Consider the following 13872-nt stretch of genomic DNA (forward strand, 5'->3'; position numbering starts at 1 on the left):
GGTCTCAGTCCCGCAGCAGACGGCGCGCGACGGCCGCCTCGACCTCGGGACGCAGCGTCTCGGCGAACGTGCGCGTCAGGTGGCCGTGGTCGAAGTACACGATCGCGCCACCGACCACGTCGTGGCACGTCCCGTCCCAGCAGATGAGGTGCGCGAGGTCCAGCACCGTGACGAGCCCTGAGGTGTCGCGCTCCGCGGCGTCGGCGAGCGGGTCCGGCTCCAGCGCGACCTCGGCGGGCTGCGTGCACGAGCGCCAGCCGCCACGTTCGCGTGCGACGCAGTCGGGCGCGGGTTCGCCGGCGGCGGGCGTGTCCCGCAGCACCAGCACGGGGACGCCCGCGGACGTGAACCGCTCGAGCAGGCGGCCGTAGGCGCTGCGCTGGCGGTCGAGCTGCTGGTCGGCGGGCACGTCGAGGAGCGGCCGGAAGGTGCGGGCCGCGAGCACGACGAGGTCGGGATCCTGGGCGAGCGCGTCGTCGACCGCCCAACGGGTCCACGCCGCGCACCCGTCACCCGCGGCCGGGACCGTCAGGTCGATCGGCACGTCGACGGGGTAGCACTCGGAGGTCAGGTACGTGCTCAGGGACCAGCCCTCGCGCTCCACCTGCCCGACGAGCGCGGGCCACTGCCCGGCGTGCGAGTTGCCGAGCAGCACCACGCGCCGTCCCGGCGTCGGCGAGCCGTAGGTGCAGGACCGGCGGCCCGAGAACGGCGTGTTGTTCCAGCACCCGTCGGCATACAGCTCGCTCCGGTCGGCCGCCGCCGCGCCGGCGCCCACGAGGAGGCGCGAGCCCGCGGGATCGCCGCACGCCGGGTCGCGGACCGCCGCCGCACCGAAGCACGGGATGTCGCCCGCGCGGGCCTGCTCGAGGACGGCCTGCTCGTCCGCCGCGCGCGCCTCTCCCGCGTTCCCGACCGCGACCGCGAGCAGCGCGCACACCACCGCTGTCGCACCACCCAGGGCGAAGCTGCGGGGCGAGGACCGAGCAAGCCCCGGCGAGCGGCGTACGGGGTCCTCGATCCAGCGCTTGGTCGCGGCCGCGAGCACGACCGTGACCACGACGAGGGCGGCGAGCGCGACGTCCCCGAGCACGGCGCCCACGGCGAAGGGGCCGAGCACGAGCAGCGGCCAGTGCCACAGGTAGACGCCGTAGGAGACGTCCCCGAGCGCCACCACCGTCCGCCGCCCCAGCAGCCGCCCGGGTCCGCCGACGACGTCGTCGGTCGCGGTCGCGACCACGAGCGCGGCGCCGACGGTGGGGAGCAGCGCGGCCGATCCCGGGAACGGCGTCGCGGAGTCGAACGTGGCGGCCGCCCACGCGATCGCGCCCAGTCCCGCCCACCCCGCCACGGCACGCACCCGGTCCAGGCCCACGCTCCGTACCCCGAGCACAGCGACGAGCGCGCCGAGCCCGAGCTCCCACACGCGCGTCGGCGTGACGAAGTAGGCGCGGGCCGGATCGGCCTGCGTGAGGTGCATGCTCCACGCGAGGGACGCGACCGGCACGAGCCCGATCGCCGCGGCCACCACGCGGCGCGAGTGCCCCGTGCGTCGCGCGACGAGGAGTGCCACGGCCAGCAGCAGCGGCCACGCGAGGTAGAACTGCTCCTCGACGCCGAGCGACCAGAAGTGCTGGACCGGGCTCGGCGTCGCATCGGCGGCGAGGTAGTCCGTGGCCCGCTCGGCGAGCTCCTAGTTCTCCACCAGGAGCGTCGAGGCGAGGACCTCGCGTGCGGCCTGCTGCAGCAGGTTGCTGGGCAGCAGCAGCACCGAGCCGATCGCGGTCACCGCCAGCACCGTCGCGGCTGCCGGCAGGAGGCGTCTGACCCCGGCGCGCCCAGAACGCGGCGAGCCTGCGCACGCTCGTCGGCGGCGTCCGCAGGAGGTGGGACGTGATGAGGAAGCCCGAGACGACGAAGAAGACGTCGACGCCGACGTACCCGCCCGGCAGCGCCGCGGGCCAGACGTGGAAGACGACGACCGCGGCGACCGCGAGCGCCCGCAGCACCTGGATGTCCCGCCGGGTGCCGTCCGCGGCGGGGCGGGGTCCGGCGGCGGCTCCGGCGTGCGGGCGATCCCGGGTGCTCAGGGGATCGTGCGCGGTGGTCGTCATGGGCTCGTCGCGGCTGGGGGGAGCCGCGGGGCGCGGCCGGACCAGGGTAGACGGCGGCCGATCCGCGTGATCGCGGCCCTGCGGGGAGCCAGTTGGACTCATCGGCAATCACTCGGTTAGTGTTTGGCACGCACACGGAACGCCGGTGAGAACCGGGGGACGTGCAGCGCGGACGTGGCTCAGTGGTAGAGCATCACCTTGCCAAGGTGAGGGTCGCGGGTTCGAATCCCGTCGTCCGCTCGGAGACATCCTTCTCGGCCCCGGCCGCTGAGGACAGCGGTCTCAGGGTGGAGTGGCCGAGAGGCGAGGCAGCGGCCTGCAAAGCCGTATACGTGGGTTCGAATCCCATCTCCACCTCGCAGCATCACCCCACCGCGGGCGATTGGCGCAGCGGTAGCGCGCTTCCCTGACACGGAAGAGGTCACTGGTTCGATCCCAGTATCGCCCACCAGCATCACTGCAGGTCAGAAGGCCGTCACCGGATCCACGGGGCGGCCTTCGGTGCTCTGTACCCCAACTGTGTACCCCAACCAGGCTCCACGTTGGGGTACCTGGATCTCGGGCGGACGGCCCCGGACGGCCCCGGCTGCGGGCGATCGTTCGTCTCTTCCCTGTGGTGTCGCGAGCATCGTCCGTCACCGTTCGAGGATGTCCCCGAGTGCGTCCATTGCGGCTCGAGCGGTGCGCGTCGTGAGATGCGCGTACACCTCCGCGGTCACCTGCGTCCCGGCGTGCCCGAGCGTCTCGGAGACGGCCTTGAGGTGGATGCCCTTGTCGAGCATGGCGGTGGCCGGGTGACGTCCCGCTGAGTGGTGGAGTTCCTCGACACCGTGCGGGTCAGCTTGTTGATCATGCCGTGAGCAGCTGAGGGGCGTCCACCTCCGTCGTCGTGGTCAGCGCGGTGATGGAGGCGAGTTGGGTCATGGAGCGTTCGGACAGGTTGCGCCGGTCGGTGGCGGCCCATTCGTCGTGGGCCTCGACGAGGACGGCGCCGGCCAGGCGCAGCAGGGCGGCGGGGTTGGGGAAGACCCCGACGACGTCGGTGCGGCGCTTGACCTCCTTGTTCAGCCGTTCCAGCGGGTTGGTCGGCCAGATCTTCTTCCAGTGCGCGGCCGGGAATGCGGTGAACGCGAGCAGGTCCTCGCGGGCGCCTGCGAGCATCGCGGCGACCTTCGGGTGGGACCGGGCGAGCATGGTCTCGATCGCGTCGAACTGCTCGGCCACGTGCTGCGCGTCGGGCTGGGCGAAGATCGTGCGGATCGCCGCGGCGACCATCTCGGCGTTGGTGCGGTTGACCGCGTCCAGGGCGTTGCGGGTGAAGTGGACCCGGCAGCGTTGCCAGGCCGCGCCGAGCAGGACCGAGCTGATCGCGCTCTTGAGGCCCTCGTGCGCGTCGGAGACGACCAGCAGGACTCCGCCCAGCCCGCGGGCCTTCAGGGAGCGCAGGAAGCTGGTCCAGAACGCGCCGTTCTCGCTGTCACCGACGTCGAACCCCAGGACCTCACGGTGCCCGTCTGCACGCACCCCGGTGGCGATGACCACGGCCTGGGACACCACCCGGCGCCCGACCCTGGCCTTGCAGTAGGTGGCGTCCAGGAACAAGTAGGGGAACGCGGCGTCGGCCAGCGACCGGTCGCGGAACGCGGCGACCTCCTCGTCGAGGCCGGCGCAGATCCGGGAGACCTCGGACTTGGAGATCCCGCTGTCGGCGCCCAGCGCCTTGACCAGGTCGTCGACCTGGCGGGTCGAGACCCCGTGCAGGTAGGCCTCCATCACCACGGCGAACAGCGCCTGGTCGACCCGACGGCGACGCTCGAGCAGCGACGGGAAGAACGACCCGGTGCGCAGCTTGGGGATCCGCAGGTCCAGGTCACCGGCCGTCGTGGTCAACGTCCGGTCCCGCGTCCCGTTGCGCTGGGCAGTGCGCTCAGCGCTGCGCTGCCAGGGGCCCGCGCCGATCACCGAGGTCGCCTCGGCGTCGATCAGTTCCTGGTAGAGGCGCTCGGTCGCCGTGCGGATCCGGTCGCTGACCTCGGTGTCCTTCAACGCCGCGAGCAGCTCGAGCAAGGCAGACTGGTCCATAGCCATCGTGCGATGTGTCCTTCCGTGAGTTCCCTAGTCCGGTCTCACTGACCATCGCACGATGGCCTTCACCGTCATGGACACCACGACGCTGCAGGCCAGGAACTACACCACACCAGGGGACGTCACCCTGAGCGGCGAGTCCCTGGCACATAGGCTCCTAAAGCTCGAGCTTGTGGATGCGGTTCGCCTCGCCGGCTGGAATGCACAGCTCGAAGTCTCGGGAGACGGGTGGCGTGCGGATGTGCTCGCGAGTAAACCGACTTCGTCCCGACGGATTGCCCGGGAGGCGCAACTCTCTGAACCGCCCCGGCTTCCATGGAGGCTCTCAATCCACGGAGGATGAGAGTCATGGCTGCACCGAGGAAGTACCCGGACGAGTTGCGTGAGCGCGCGATCCGGCTCGTGCTGGGCGCGAGGAGGGACCCGGTGTCCCGTCCGGCGGCGTGCCGTCGGATCGGGGACCAGCTCGGGATCAACCCCGAGACCCTGCGCGGGTGGGTGAACCGGGCCGAGACCGACGCTGGCGACCGGCCGGGCACGACGGCCAGCGACGCGCGGCGGATGGCCGAGCTCGAGCGTGAAGTGCGCGAGCTGCGCCGGGCGAACGCGATCTTGAAGGCGGCGTCGGCTTTCTTCGCGTCAGTACCAGACTGGATGGTGGCTCGGCGGGGCTGGCTCGTTTCTTCGCTGCCTTCGTGGCTTGTCCGCGATGTGCCGTCTCGCCGGGTCGGCGCCGCTGGACGGGGCGTGGCCTGATAGGAGCTTGCTTGCTCACCGTGCCCGACTGAGGCGTGCCCGTCCCCCGGGCCGGCGGCACCATCCCCATCGGTTGGCGAGGCTGCGGAGGTCTGGATGACGGTCGTTGGTATCGACGCACACAAGAACTGGCACACGCTCGTCGCGGTCGACGACGTCGGCAAGCGCCTCGCGGTGTTGACCGTCGAGGCCCGCGCCGTGGGGCACCGTCAGATCCTGACCTGGCTCGAGCAGTTCGACGGCGTCGCGGTCGCTGTCGAGGACTGCCGTCACCTGACGCGCCGGCTCGAGGCAGACCTGCTCAACGCCGGTCACCAGGTCGTGCGGGTTCACACCCGGTTGATGGCCGGGATGCGGCGCAGCGGCCGCGAGCCGGGCAAGTCCGACCCGATCGACGCCGAGGCGGTCGCCCGCGTCGCGCTACGTGAAGACGGCCTGCCGACCGCCGAGCTGCCCGGTGCGAGCAGGGAGATCAAGCTGTTGACCGACCATCGGCGCACTCTGGTCGCTCGGCGCACCGCGATGCAGTCCAAGGTCCGATGGTTCTTGCACGAGATCGACCCTGACCTGCACATTCCTGCCCGGGCCCTGCGCCGCTACCAGCTCTTGGACGACCTGCAAGAGCGGATCGCCTGTCGCGATGGCGTGGTCGCCGAGATCGCCCGCGACTTGCTCGACGACATCCGCTCGCTGACCCGGCGGATCAACGACATCGAGCGGCGACTGGCCACACTCGTGCGCGCGGGGCACCCCTCGTTGCTCGAAGTACCGGGCCTGGGCGTCCTGGGCGCGGCGATGATCGTCGGCGAGACGGCCGGAGCACGCCGGTTCCGGTCCAGGCACGCCTTCGCCCGGTTCAACGGCACCGCACCGATCCCGGTCTGGTCCGGCAACACCGTGCGGGTGCGCCTCTCACGCGGCGGGAACCGCACGATCAACACCGCCCTGCACATGGCCGCGGTCACCCAGCTGCGTCTTGGCGGCCAGGGAGCCGCCTACTACGCCAAGCTCATCACGACCGGCAAGACCCGCACCGAGGCGCTACGGCTGCTACGCCGACGCATCTCCGACCGCGTGTTCGCCGCGATGAGCACCGACGAGCTCGTCACCAAGACCACGCCGCCGGCAACCGCGGCAGCGACCGCAACACCGCGAGCGGGCGCGGTGGACCTCGGGCGAGCGGCGTGACGGCATCGAAGTTGACATAGGAGCATCGCGGAGCTCGACCGCCCGTCGACCAGGTAGTGGCGTTCATCGACGCCCACCGCGCCGAGTTCGGGGTCGAGCCGATCTGCACCCTGCTGCAGGTCGCCCCGAGCACGTACTACGCCGCCAGGTCGCGCCCGCCCTCAGCCCGTGCCGTGGCCGACGCAGCCCTGGGCCAGGTCATCGTCGCCGAGCATGCGGCGAACTACGGCGTCTACGGGGCCCGCAAGATGTGGAGGCACCTGCACCGGGCCGGGCACCCCGGTCGCGCGCTGCACGGTCGAACGCCTGATGCGCGAGCGTGGCCTGCGCGGGGTGGTCCGCGGGCGGGCCAAGCGCACCACGATCCCGACCAAGGACGGGATCCGAGCCGGAGACCTGGTCAACCGGGCCTTCAGCGCGACCGCACCGAACCAGCTGTGGGTCCACTGCGCGACCGACGCCCGGTAGTCGAGCGTGCGACCGCGCGTCGCGACGTTACGGCGCAGTTCACGAGAGACCGTCCCGGGGTCGCGACCGACTGCCCGGGCGATCTCGCGAACACCCTTGGACTGGGCCCTGAGCAGCGCGATCTCCTCGCGCTCAGCGAAGGACAGGTAGCGGCCCGAAGGGCGCGCCTTGAGGTCGAACGGGGGCATGCCGCCACCGTCGCGGAACCACCGCTGCCCGACCGGCTGCGACACGCCGATCACCGCCGCCGCCTCGACCGGCAGCAATCCCTTGGCGATCTCGGCCCAGAACGCGGCCTCCACCGGGCGCTGGAACTTCGGGTGCCCGGCGACCTCAACTTCGCCCGCACCGCCCGATCTGCTGCCTGCTGCCGACGAACCATCGAACACCTCCACGATCTCGAGGTGTTGCGACGACCGATTGAATCCGCCCTGGCTGCCTCGGTCCGAATGGACCACGCATCCGGCCACGTCACCGCGGCGTTGCACGGCGCTGACCAGGGCGTTTACCGCGATCCGGGACGTCATTCGGTCGCTGATCGAGTACCCGACGATGCGGTTGGAGTGCACGTCCTTGATCGCGCACAGGTACAGCTTGCCCTCGCCCGTGGGGTGTTCGGTGATGTCCCAGAGCCACAACCGGTTCGGGCCATCCGCGCGGAAGATCCGCAGCACGCGGTCGTCGTGCGCTGGCGGGCCGGCCTTCTTGCCGTTCTTGGCGCGCTTCTTGCCGAACACCGACCACCACCGGTTGTCCCGGCAGATCCGCCACACGGTGCGGTCGCAGGCGACCTGCCCGGCGCGGGCCGCCTCGTCGGCCAGCAGCGGTGCACGGGTGCAGCGAGCCAGCGGTAGTAGGGCTGTCTGGCGAGCTTCAGGACCCGGCACGTCACCGCGACGGGGACCCCGTCGGCGGCGAGCTCACTCACGAGCGGGTAGGTCATTTTCCCGGCAGATGCGTCTGAGCGAAGTACGCAGCGGCTCGGCGAAGGACCTCGTTCTCCTGCTCCAGGAGCCGCACACGCTTCTTGGCCTCGCGCAGCTCGGCCGATTCCGAGGCCGTCACGCCGGGCCGGTTGCCGTCCTCGACGTCGGCGGCATGCATCCAGTTGCGCAGGCACGAGTCGCTGATGCCGAAGTCCTTGGCGATCTGAGACACAGGGGCATCACCGCGACGGGCGATGGCCACGACGTCGTCGCGGAACTCCTTGGGGTGGGGTCTGGGCACGGTGCACATCCTTCCAGCGGTGCCCCAGGCACCACAGGTCAGGTGTCACCTATCCGTGCAGCAGACCCGGGTCCGTTCTGCCCTCCGTGTCGCTACCGTGAGGGCCGTGGAACGAGGCGATGGGAACCCGAACGAACAACTGCGTTTCTGGGTCTGGCTGATTGGCGCCTGGGCGGGTGAGCCGCTGGTCGCGGTCGCCGACCCGGACTTCGTCGATGTCTCTTTTGCCTCCTTGTTCCCTTCGGCTACATCGACGGGCATCGAGCCCGATCCCGAGACACCCGGTCGCCAGCCCGCGCCGGTGTTGCTCCTGCCGAGATGGGGTCGGCTCGACGAGCGTCGAAGCGTTGCTGATGCCCCCGAGACCCGCGAAGCGCACGAAGCTCAGTTGCTGGAGGCACTGACCCAGGCAGTGCCAGCAGAGCGCGTCGGCTGGCTCGGGCCTGCGGCATTCCTGCGCAGCGACTCATCCGCTCGGGTCCGCAGCTGGATCGCGCGTGACTGGACTGTTGACCTCGTCGTCGAGACGAATAGTCACTTTTCGGGCGTGCATCCAGCCTTCCAACTTGCATTCATTGCCTTCCGCAAGCGCGACGAACGAGAACCTAAGCTCGCGCGCTACGTCGGTTTTCGGGCTGAAGAGGCGGGGCCCGAGCTGCGGGCCGAGGTTCACGGCCTCCTTCGGCGGGCCGGGGGGCAAACGGAGCATGGCTATGTACTGCGTGTCCAGCCCGATGCGAGCGCCGGCTGGGGATTCGATCAGAACCACCCGAGGCACGCTCGCAGCGCGCGCGATCTCGAGAGTTTTGGCCAAGCCACAGCTCTCGGTGAAGTCGCGGAGCTCGTGCTCCCGCGCTACCGGCGCGGCAAGGGCAATTGCCCCAACGAAGAATGTCGCGTGATCGAAGCGCGAGGCATCGGCCGCGACGGCAGCATCGATCTAGATAGATGCTCAACAGTCAAGGCAGATCCGCTCGCTGACTATAGTCTTCGCGTTGGCGACGTTCTCGTTGTTGAGTTGCGCCGGCCCGCCGATCGCCTCCGGGTCGCAGTTGTTCGCCCCGAGCATCTGCCGGCCTCGGCTGGCCCGAACCTGATTGTCGTTCGTCCGAACGCTGACATCGACGAGCACACGCGACAGTTCTTGGTCGAGTACCTGAGGTCTCGCCGCGCGGCCGACCTCCTCGACGGACTCGGCGGCGCCGGTCTGCACGTGAACGTCGCGCGACTCGGGCAACTCCCCGTCCCCATCTGGGATGCAGATCTGCGCGAAGCGTTCGCCGTGGCAGACGGTGCGAGGATTCAGTTCTCCCGATGGGTCGACGGATCGACCGCTCTCTTGCGCGAGATGTTCGAGTTGCCATCTGCGTCCGAGGCCCGCGAGCACCTGATGGCTAACGGTCGAATCCTGCGGCAGAGACTCGCGGCCGCCGAGCAGATCGAGACGCTCGCATTTATCGTACGAACGCAGTATCCCCATCCCGTAGCATACCGTTGGCGCGCGGTCGAGGCCGAGGTGAGCGTTGGTGACCCTGACCGTAGCATCGGCGCGATTCGTGAGTGCTTCGAGGTCGTGGAGTGCGTTATTGCGTCTTTCGTCCTCGCGAGCGCGCACAGTCGGGGTATCGAATTGGGTGCCGTCGCTCAACTCAAGCGGAGTTTCAATTCCGGTGTGAGCGGGCCATCGCTGGGCGACTGGATGCAGCTTGTTGATGAGTCGTCGAGCCGGGCATTTCGGTCATTGGACGACCCGCTTCTCCACGCCATCCTTAGGTACGCCCGCGATGCCGCGACCGAGCGGCGCGCCCTCAAGCAATTGCGTGACGATTGGGCACATCTTCGACGCGAGCCATATCGGCAGCGAGTGGAGATGTCGGAAAGCGCCCTAGAGAGTCTCAGTCGGGTTCTCAAGAGTGCCGATTTTCTGACCGACTACAAGCTCGTGCACATAGTCGACACGAGATGGGACTCGTTCAGTGGCGTGGGACGAGTTGTCCATAGGGTCTTGGCGGGCGACCATTCTGTTGTGCCTCAATCATCCATCACGTCCAGTCAACTTGGCATAGAAGTGGACTCGCTGTATGCATTGGGGCCGTTCGGGGACCTCCTGCTTCTACGCCCATTCCTGAGTGGTGGGCGCTGCGGGTCCTGCCAGGCTTGGCATACGTTCCATCCTGATCGCCTCACGACGGACCACGGCGTCCTTCGTAGTCTGGAAGAGGGGCATACGGCAGTAGACCCGGGTCTCAAGCGCTCGCTGGCGTACGTTGGTCTCGCGTAACGGCGCGGCCCCCCCGTAGGTGAACGACGGCGAAGCGGACGCTCGCACCGCGCGAGTGCGGCGCAACTGACAAGCATCACCGATCCAGTCGATTCGCGAGATGGGCCATCCGTCGTGCCAGATCGTGCACCTGTCCGAGCAACGTCTCGGGCTCGAGGTCGAGGTCGAGTGCGTGCTGGTGGATCTCGACACCGGCACTGACGACGCGGTGCACCGCTTCTGGCTCGTTTCCCTGGGCGTAGACGAGGTGGCCGCGTGGCAGGCCGCGCACCGAGCAGTACGCGAGCATCTGGTACAGGTCGGCGTTCGGGTAGCCGCTCGGCTTCTCGACCTTGTACTTCGCGTCGATCACGGCCGTCGGGGCCGCGGAACCAGGCCCGTACCAGACGATGTCCGGCTTCATCAGCACGGACGACTCGCCTCGCGCTGATGACGGTGCAGCGTGAGCGTCGTCGAACCGGGATCGTTCGCATGCTTCTTGACCCGGAAGATGCGCTCGTTCTCGGGATGCAGGATGCCCTCGGCGACGAGGTCGCTGACGGTCCCGCCAGTCTCGAAGCTCGGGTTGAGACTGAGCCACGGGTCGGGCCACTGGGCGCCGCCGTCGAGCAGACCGGTCACGTGGGCGGCGATGCGACGGTCGCGGACCTCGACCGTCCCCGACGTGAATGCGCGGTAGTCGCCGATGAGGCGGTCGCGGATGGCGAACACGTCCACGGCCATGTGACCCACTTGCTTCGCTGCCTCGGTAGCCCGAAGTCTGCCACCGGTGGCCGCGCTCGGGCAGCAAACGCGCACGTCCGAGGCCGTTGGCCCGAGGACGACACGCTTCGCCTCTCGCGCCGAGTCTGTTCTGTCCTGATGCGAGCAGTGACTGCGCTCCCGCGTCGGGGTACACGCAGTTCGCACGTAGGTACGGTGGGCCCGTGCTCACGTACTTTGGCTCGCGTCAGGAAGCCGAAGCTCGCGTCGTCGCCCAGGAGGGCCTGAGCCCGGCTGCCGCTGTGGTCGCGTCCACGGTCAGTGTGGTCTTCGGGCGCGACGTCGCAGCCACGCTCAGCCCCGCCCGGCAGCCGCTCGCGACGGTTGAGCCCCGCCAGGCGATGTACGCCGTCATCGGCGGGTTGCGTTGCACGTTGTATGCCGACCCGAAGATCGTCAACGTGCGGACGCCGGGCGTGGACGCGGACGCGCACTTGCGAGCGCACGCAAAGCAGGGTGATGCCGTCATTCCGAACCCCCAAGGGAACGCCACCTATGCAGGCGTGCGCTACGCCGATCCGGCGTCGTCCATCGTGGCGCCGGATCTCGACGCGGAGTCGATCCTCCGCCAACTCGTCGGAACCCAGTTGTACACGGTGTCCGGATCGGTGAACCGCGTGATACGGGTCCGTCCCCCATCGGTGATTGTCGCAACGACTCGCTCGCCCGAGGGTCAGCCGGTACCGATCGCCGACGTCGCGGCGGGCCTCGAGCTCCTGCACGCACGCGGCATCGTGGAGGTCACGCCCGACGTGCTCGGCTATCGGAGTGCGTTCGTCGGCGCCGTTCTCTCGACCATCCCCGGAACTCGCGTCGTCGGGGGCAGCCCGGTGAAGGTCGCGCTCGCCCACGATGATGAGGTGCCCGCGCCCGAGAGTCGCGTGCCTGAGCTCGTGCCTGGCCCCTTCCAGGGAGACCTCGATCGACCGGTGACCGCGAAGCAGAGGCGCGAACAGCGCAGGCTGCGACAGGTCCTGCTCGCAGGGCGCGCGGATGCGAGCTGCTCGCTCTGCGGCGAGACGTATCCCGCGAGGTTCCTGTGGGCATCGCACATCAAGAGGCGGTCGGCAGCGACGCCCGACGAACTTCGCGACCTGGGCCGGATCGCCATGCTCGCATGCGTCTTCGGATGCGACGCGCTGTTCGAGGACGGCTACGTCACCGTACGAGATGGAGTCATCGCCGGTACGAGCGTCGCCGGCGGCCCGTCCGCCATCGGGCATCGCATCGCGGCGATCGCGGGCCGCGCGGTCGTCGACTACGAAACCAGCGCGTCGTACTTCGAATGGCACGACGAGCACATCTTCCGCGGACAGGACGCATAGGGCCGATCGCCGCCCGACGCTTGCCTTCGTCTAGCTGGTGAAGGATGCTTTACCTGTTATGCGAACACAGCGCCGGCCCTGCTGCCGATCCTGCGCTCGCGGGTCCAGGGTGACCTGCTGGCTCTGACGTACTTGAACCCGGGCGAGGAGTACTCGTTGACCGAGCTCGCGGGGCGTGTGGGTGCGTCGGTGAAGGCGGTGCACCAGGAGGTGGACCGTCTCGTGGAGTCGGGCCTGCTGGCCGACCGGCGGTGGGGGCAGATGCGTCTGGTGCGCGCGGTGACCGACTCGGTGCTCTCGCGTCCGTTGACCGACCTGTTGGCGGTGACGTACGGGCCGGCACCGGTGACTGACCGAGCCGGCCCGCGCAATTCAGGGGGCTGCCCCAGTACCCCAATTGCGTACCCCATCCAGCATCGATCCAGGCGTGTTCGTGGCTGTCCGCGCAGAACTACCCGAAGCGCTGACCTGCACAGATGGACGTGGGCGGACGCCGGCGAACCCGACTCCGATCACTGACACGGAAGAGGTCACTGGTTCGATCCCAGTATCGCCCACCAGCACGAGCAGGTCAGAGCCCTTCCCGGGTCACCGGGGAGGGCTTCGTGCTTCTCTGGGTCGGGTCGGTCCCGGTCAGCTCGGCGTGATGAGGACCAGGACGTCGTCGGGGCCCACGCGCGCGGGCGACACGGCCTGGTACGCCGCCGCGGCGGCCGCGCGGCGCGGGTCGTCGGCGGTCAGCACCTGGCCGATGCCGTGCCGCTCGCGACGGCCCGTGGTGACGACGACGGGCCACGGCTCGCGGAACGCCCGCCACCAGCGCTTGGTCGTGGCGCGTCCGACCAGGACGACGAGCGCGTCGCCGTGCTCGACCATCTCGACCGGGAGGCGCACGTCGGCGCCGCTACGGGGGCCGGTGTAGCGCAGCTCACGCACGCGGCCGAGGATGCGGTGGGCCGGCGAGCGGACGACGGCCAGGACGAGGGCGTTCCTGCGGGAGGTCACCCTGGCAGGCTGTCGCGCGTGGCCGCGATCCGCATGGGCCGGAGGCCCCGACGGACGTGCGAGAGCCCGCCACCCGGGGCGGGCGGCGGGCTCTCGTGCGGTCGGGTCGGGCTCAGGCGGGCGTGGTGGCCTCGATCGCGGGCCGGGTGCCGTGCTGGACCTCGATCTTGCGCGGCTTGGCCTCGTCCGCCACGGGGATGGACAGCGTCAGCACGCCGTCGGTGTAGGTGGCCTCGATGTGGTCGAGCGCGAGGCCCGCGCCCACGGCGAGCTGGCGCGCGTACGTGCCCGACGGGCGCTCCTTGGCGAGCCACTGCACGTCCTGCTCGGTGCGCGGGCTGCGCTGCGCGCGGACGGTGAGCACACGGTCCTCGACCGAGACGTCGATCGATCCGGGGTCGGCACCGGGCAGGTCCACGTGCAGCACGTAGTGGTCACCGGACCGGTACAGGTCCATGGGCATCGACGTCGCGGCGCGGTCGTTCGCCAGCACCTGGCCGAACAGCCGGTCGAGCTCCTGGAACGGGTCGAATCGCGTAGCCACGAACCCTCACCTCCTCCTGGGCGAGCCCGGACCGTCCGGGCTCGGGCGCTGCCCGGCGGATGTGGATCCGCCGGGGCGGCTACGCCTCCAGAATTAGCACTCGTCGGCCGCGAGTGC

Annotated in this window: 11 protein-coding genes, 3 tRNA genes, 4 pseudogenes and 1 other annotated feature; of the genes and pseudogenes, 8 read left to right on the forward strand and 10 right to left on the reverse strand. The window is 69.7% G+C overall.

The features are described 5' to 3' along the window. Positions 1-4 precede the first annotated feature (4 nt). Together CELGI_RS07745 and CELGI_RS17700 are read right to left on the reverse strand one after the other, a co-directional pair. Complete coding sequence (locus tag CELGI_RS07745; protein WP_407636817.1) at positions 5-1120, reverse strand: SGNH hydrolase domain-containing protein; 1116 nt, start codon at positions 1118-1120, stop codon at positions 5-7. Further along, a pseudogene (locus CELGI_RS17700) lies at positions 1100-1597 on the reverse strand (acyltransferase family protein); the annotation flags it as partial. The gene CELGI_RS07745 and the pseudogene CELGI_RS17700, both read right to left, overlap by 21 nt. A 685-nt stretch (positions 1598-2282) precedes the next feature. Between CELGI_RS17700 and CELGI_RS07750 the strand changes: the two are divergent. From CELGI_RS07750 to CELGI_RS07760, 3 genes are all read left to right on the forward strand, one after another. Beyond that, a tRNA-Gly gene (locus CELGI_RS07750) sits at positions 2283-2354 on the forward strand. A gap of 46 nt (positions 2355-2400) precedes the next feature. Further along, positions 2401-2471 (forward strand) — tRNA-Cys (locus CELGI_RS07755). A 19-nt stretch (positions 2472-2490) separates the two neighbouring features. After that, positions 2491-2565, forward strand: a tRNA-Val gene (locus CELGI_RS07760). A gap of 184 nt (positions 2566-2749) precedes the next feature. On the opposite strand, the gene CELGI_RS17085 is transcribed toward CELGI_RS07760, so the two are convergent. Together CELGI_RS17085 and CELGI_RS07770 are read right to left on the reverse strand one after the other, a co-directional pair. Then, the gene (locus CELGI_RS17085; RefSeq protein WP_150104691.1) at positions 2750-2896 is read right to left on the reverse strand and encodes a hypothetical protein; all 147 of its coding nucleotides are present in this window, start codon (positions 2894-2896) and stop codon (positions 2750-2752) included. A 67-nt stretch (positions 2897-2963) separates the two neighbouring features. Then, positions 2964-4202 (reverse strand): IS256 family transposase, encoded by a 1239-nt coding sequence (locus CELGI_RS07770; protein ID WP_013883572.1) that lies wholly within the window; start codon positions 4200-4202, stop codon positions 2964-2966. A 55-nt stretch (positions 4203-4257) separates the two neighbouring features. On the opposite strand from CELGI_RS07770, the gene CELGI_RS17350 reads away from it, so the two are divergent. The 3 genes and pseudogenes from CELGI_RS17350 (at position 4258) to CELGI_RS07780 (ending at position 6143) form a co-directional block, all read left to right on the forward strand. Further along, positions 4258-4542: a hypothetical protein gene (locus CELGI_RS17350; protein ID WP_169315141.1), complete on the forward strand. Its 285-nt coding sequence runs from the start codon at positions 4258-4260 to the stop codon at positions 4540-4542. 5 nt (positions 4543-4547) lie between these two features. Continuing rightward, a pseudogene (locus CELGI_RS07775) lies at positions 4548-4835 on the forward strand (transposase); the annotation flags it as partial. A gap of 216 nt (positions 4836-5051) precedes the next feature. Beyond that, the gene (locus CELGI_RS07780) at positions 5052-6143 is read left to right on the forward strand and encodes an IS110 family RNA-guided transposase (protein WP_013883574.1); all 1092 of its coding nucleotides are present in this window, start codon (positions 5052-5054) and stop codon (positions 6141-6143) included. A gap of 21 nt (positions 6144-6164) precedes the next feature. Continuing rightward, positions 6165-6271, forward strand: a sequence feature (AL1L pseudoknot). Positions 6272-6586: 315 nt separating this feature from the next. Here CELGI_RS07780 and CELGI_RS17820 read toward each other — a convergent pair. Together CELGI_RS17820 and CELGI_RS17570 are read right to left on the reverse strand one after the other, a co-directional pair. Then, positions 6587-6993: pseudogene (locus CELGI_RS17820) on the reverse strand (helix-turn-helix domain-containing protein); the annotation flags it as partial. Positions 6994-7042: 49 nt separating this feature from the next. Continuing rightward, positions 7043-7838 (reverse strand): annotated as a pseudogene (locus CELGI_RS17570) (DDE-type integrase/transposase/recombinase); the annotation flags it as partial. Positions 7839-7944: 106 nt separating this feature from the next. Between CELGI_RS17570 and CELGI_RS17090 the strand changes: the two are divergent. Further along, positions 7945-10119, forward strand: coding sequence for a hypothetical protein (locus CELGI_RS17090; RefSeq protein WP_150104692.1), 2175 nt, complete (start codon positions 7945-7947; stop codon positions 10117-10119). A gap of 76 nt (positions 10120-10195) precedes the next feature. Here the strand turns inward: CELGI_RS17090 and CELGI_RS07805 are convergent, their stop codons facing one another. Together CELGI_RS07805 and CELGI_RS07810 are read right to left on the reverse strand one after the other, a co-directional pair. After that, positions 10196-10522, reverse strand: coding sequence for a 5-methylcytosine restriction system specificity protein McrC (locus tag CELGI_RS07805; protein ID WP_081465424.1), 327 nt, complete (start codon positions 10520-10522; stop codon positions 10196-10198). Then, positions 10522-10842 carry a hypothetical protein gene (locus CELGI_RS07810; RefSeq protein ID WP_013883577.1) on the reverse strand — a complete coding sequence of 107 codons (321 nt, stop codon included), beginning with the start codon at positions 10840-10842 and terminating at the stop codon, positions 10522-10524. The genes CELGI_RS07805 and CELGI_RS07810 overlap by 1 nt, the downstream gene beginning before the upstream one ends. Before the next feature lie 203 nt (positions 10843-11045). On the opposite strand from CELGI_RS07810, the gene CELGI_RS16450 reads away from it, so the two are divergent. After that, a complete protein-coding gene (locus CELGI_RS16450; RefSeq protein ID WP_013883578.1) occupies positions 11046-12206 on the forward strand; it encodes a hypothetical protein in 1161 nt (386 codons plus the stop codon). Positions 12207-12839: 633 nt separating this feature from the next. Here CELGI_RS16450 and CELGI_RS16455 read toward each other — a convergent pair. Together CELGI_RS16455 and CELGI_RS07825 are read right to left on the reverse strand one after the other, a co-directional pair. Beyond that, entirely contained in the window at positions 12840-13211 is a 372-nt protein-coding gene (locus tag CELGI_RS16455) for a hypothetical protein (RefSeq protein ID WP_013883579.1), read from the reverse strand. A gap of 112 nt (positions 13212-13323) precedes the next feature. Beyond that, positions 13324-13755 (reverse strand): Hsp20/alpha crystallin family protein, encoded by a 432-nt coding sequence (locus CELGI_RS07825; protein ID WP_013883580.1) that lies wholly within the window; start codon positions 13753-13755, stop codon positions 13324-13326. Positions 13756-13872: the final 117 nt, after the last annotated feature.

Source organism: Cellulomonas gilvus ATCC 13127, assembly GCF_000218545.1.
Taxonomy (GTDB): domain Bacteria; phylum Actinomycetota; class Actinomycetes; order Actinomycetales; family Cellulomonadaceae; genus Cellulomonas; species Cellulomonas gilvus.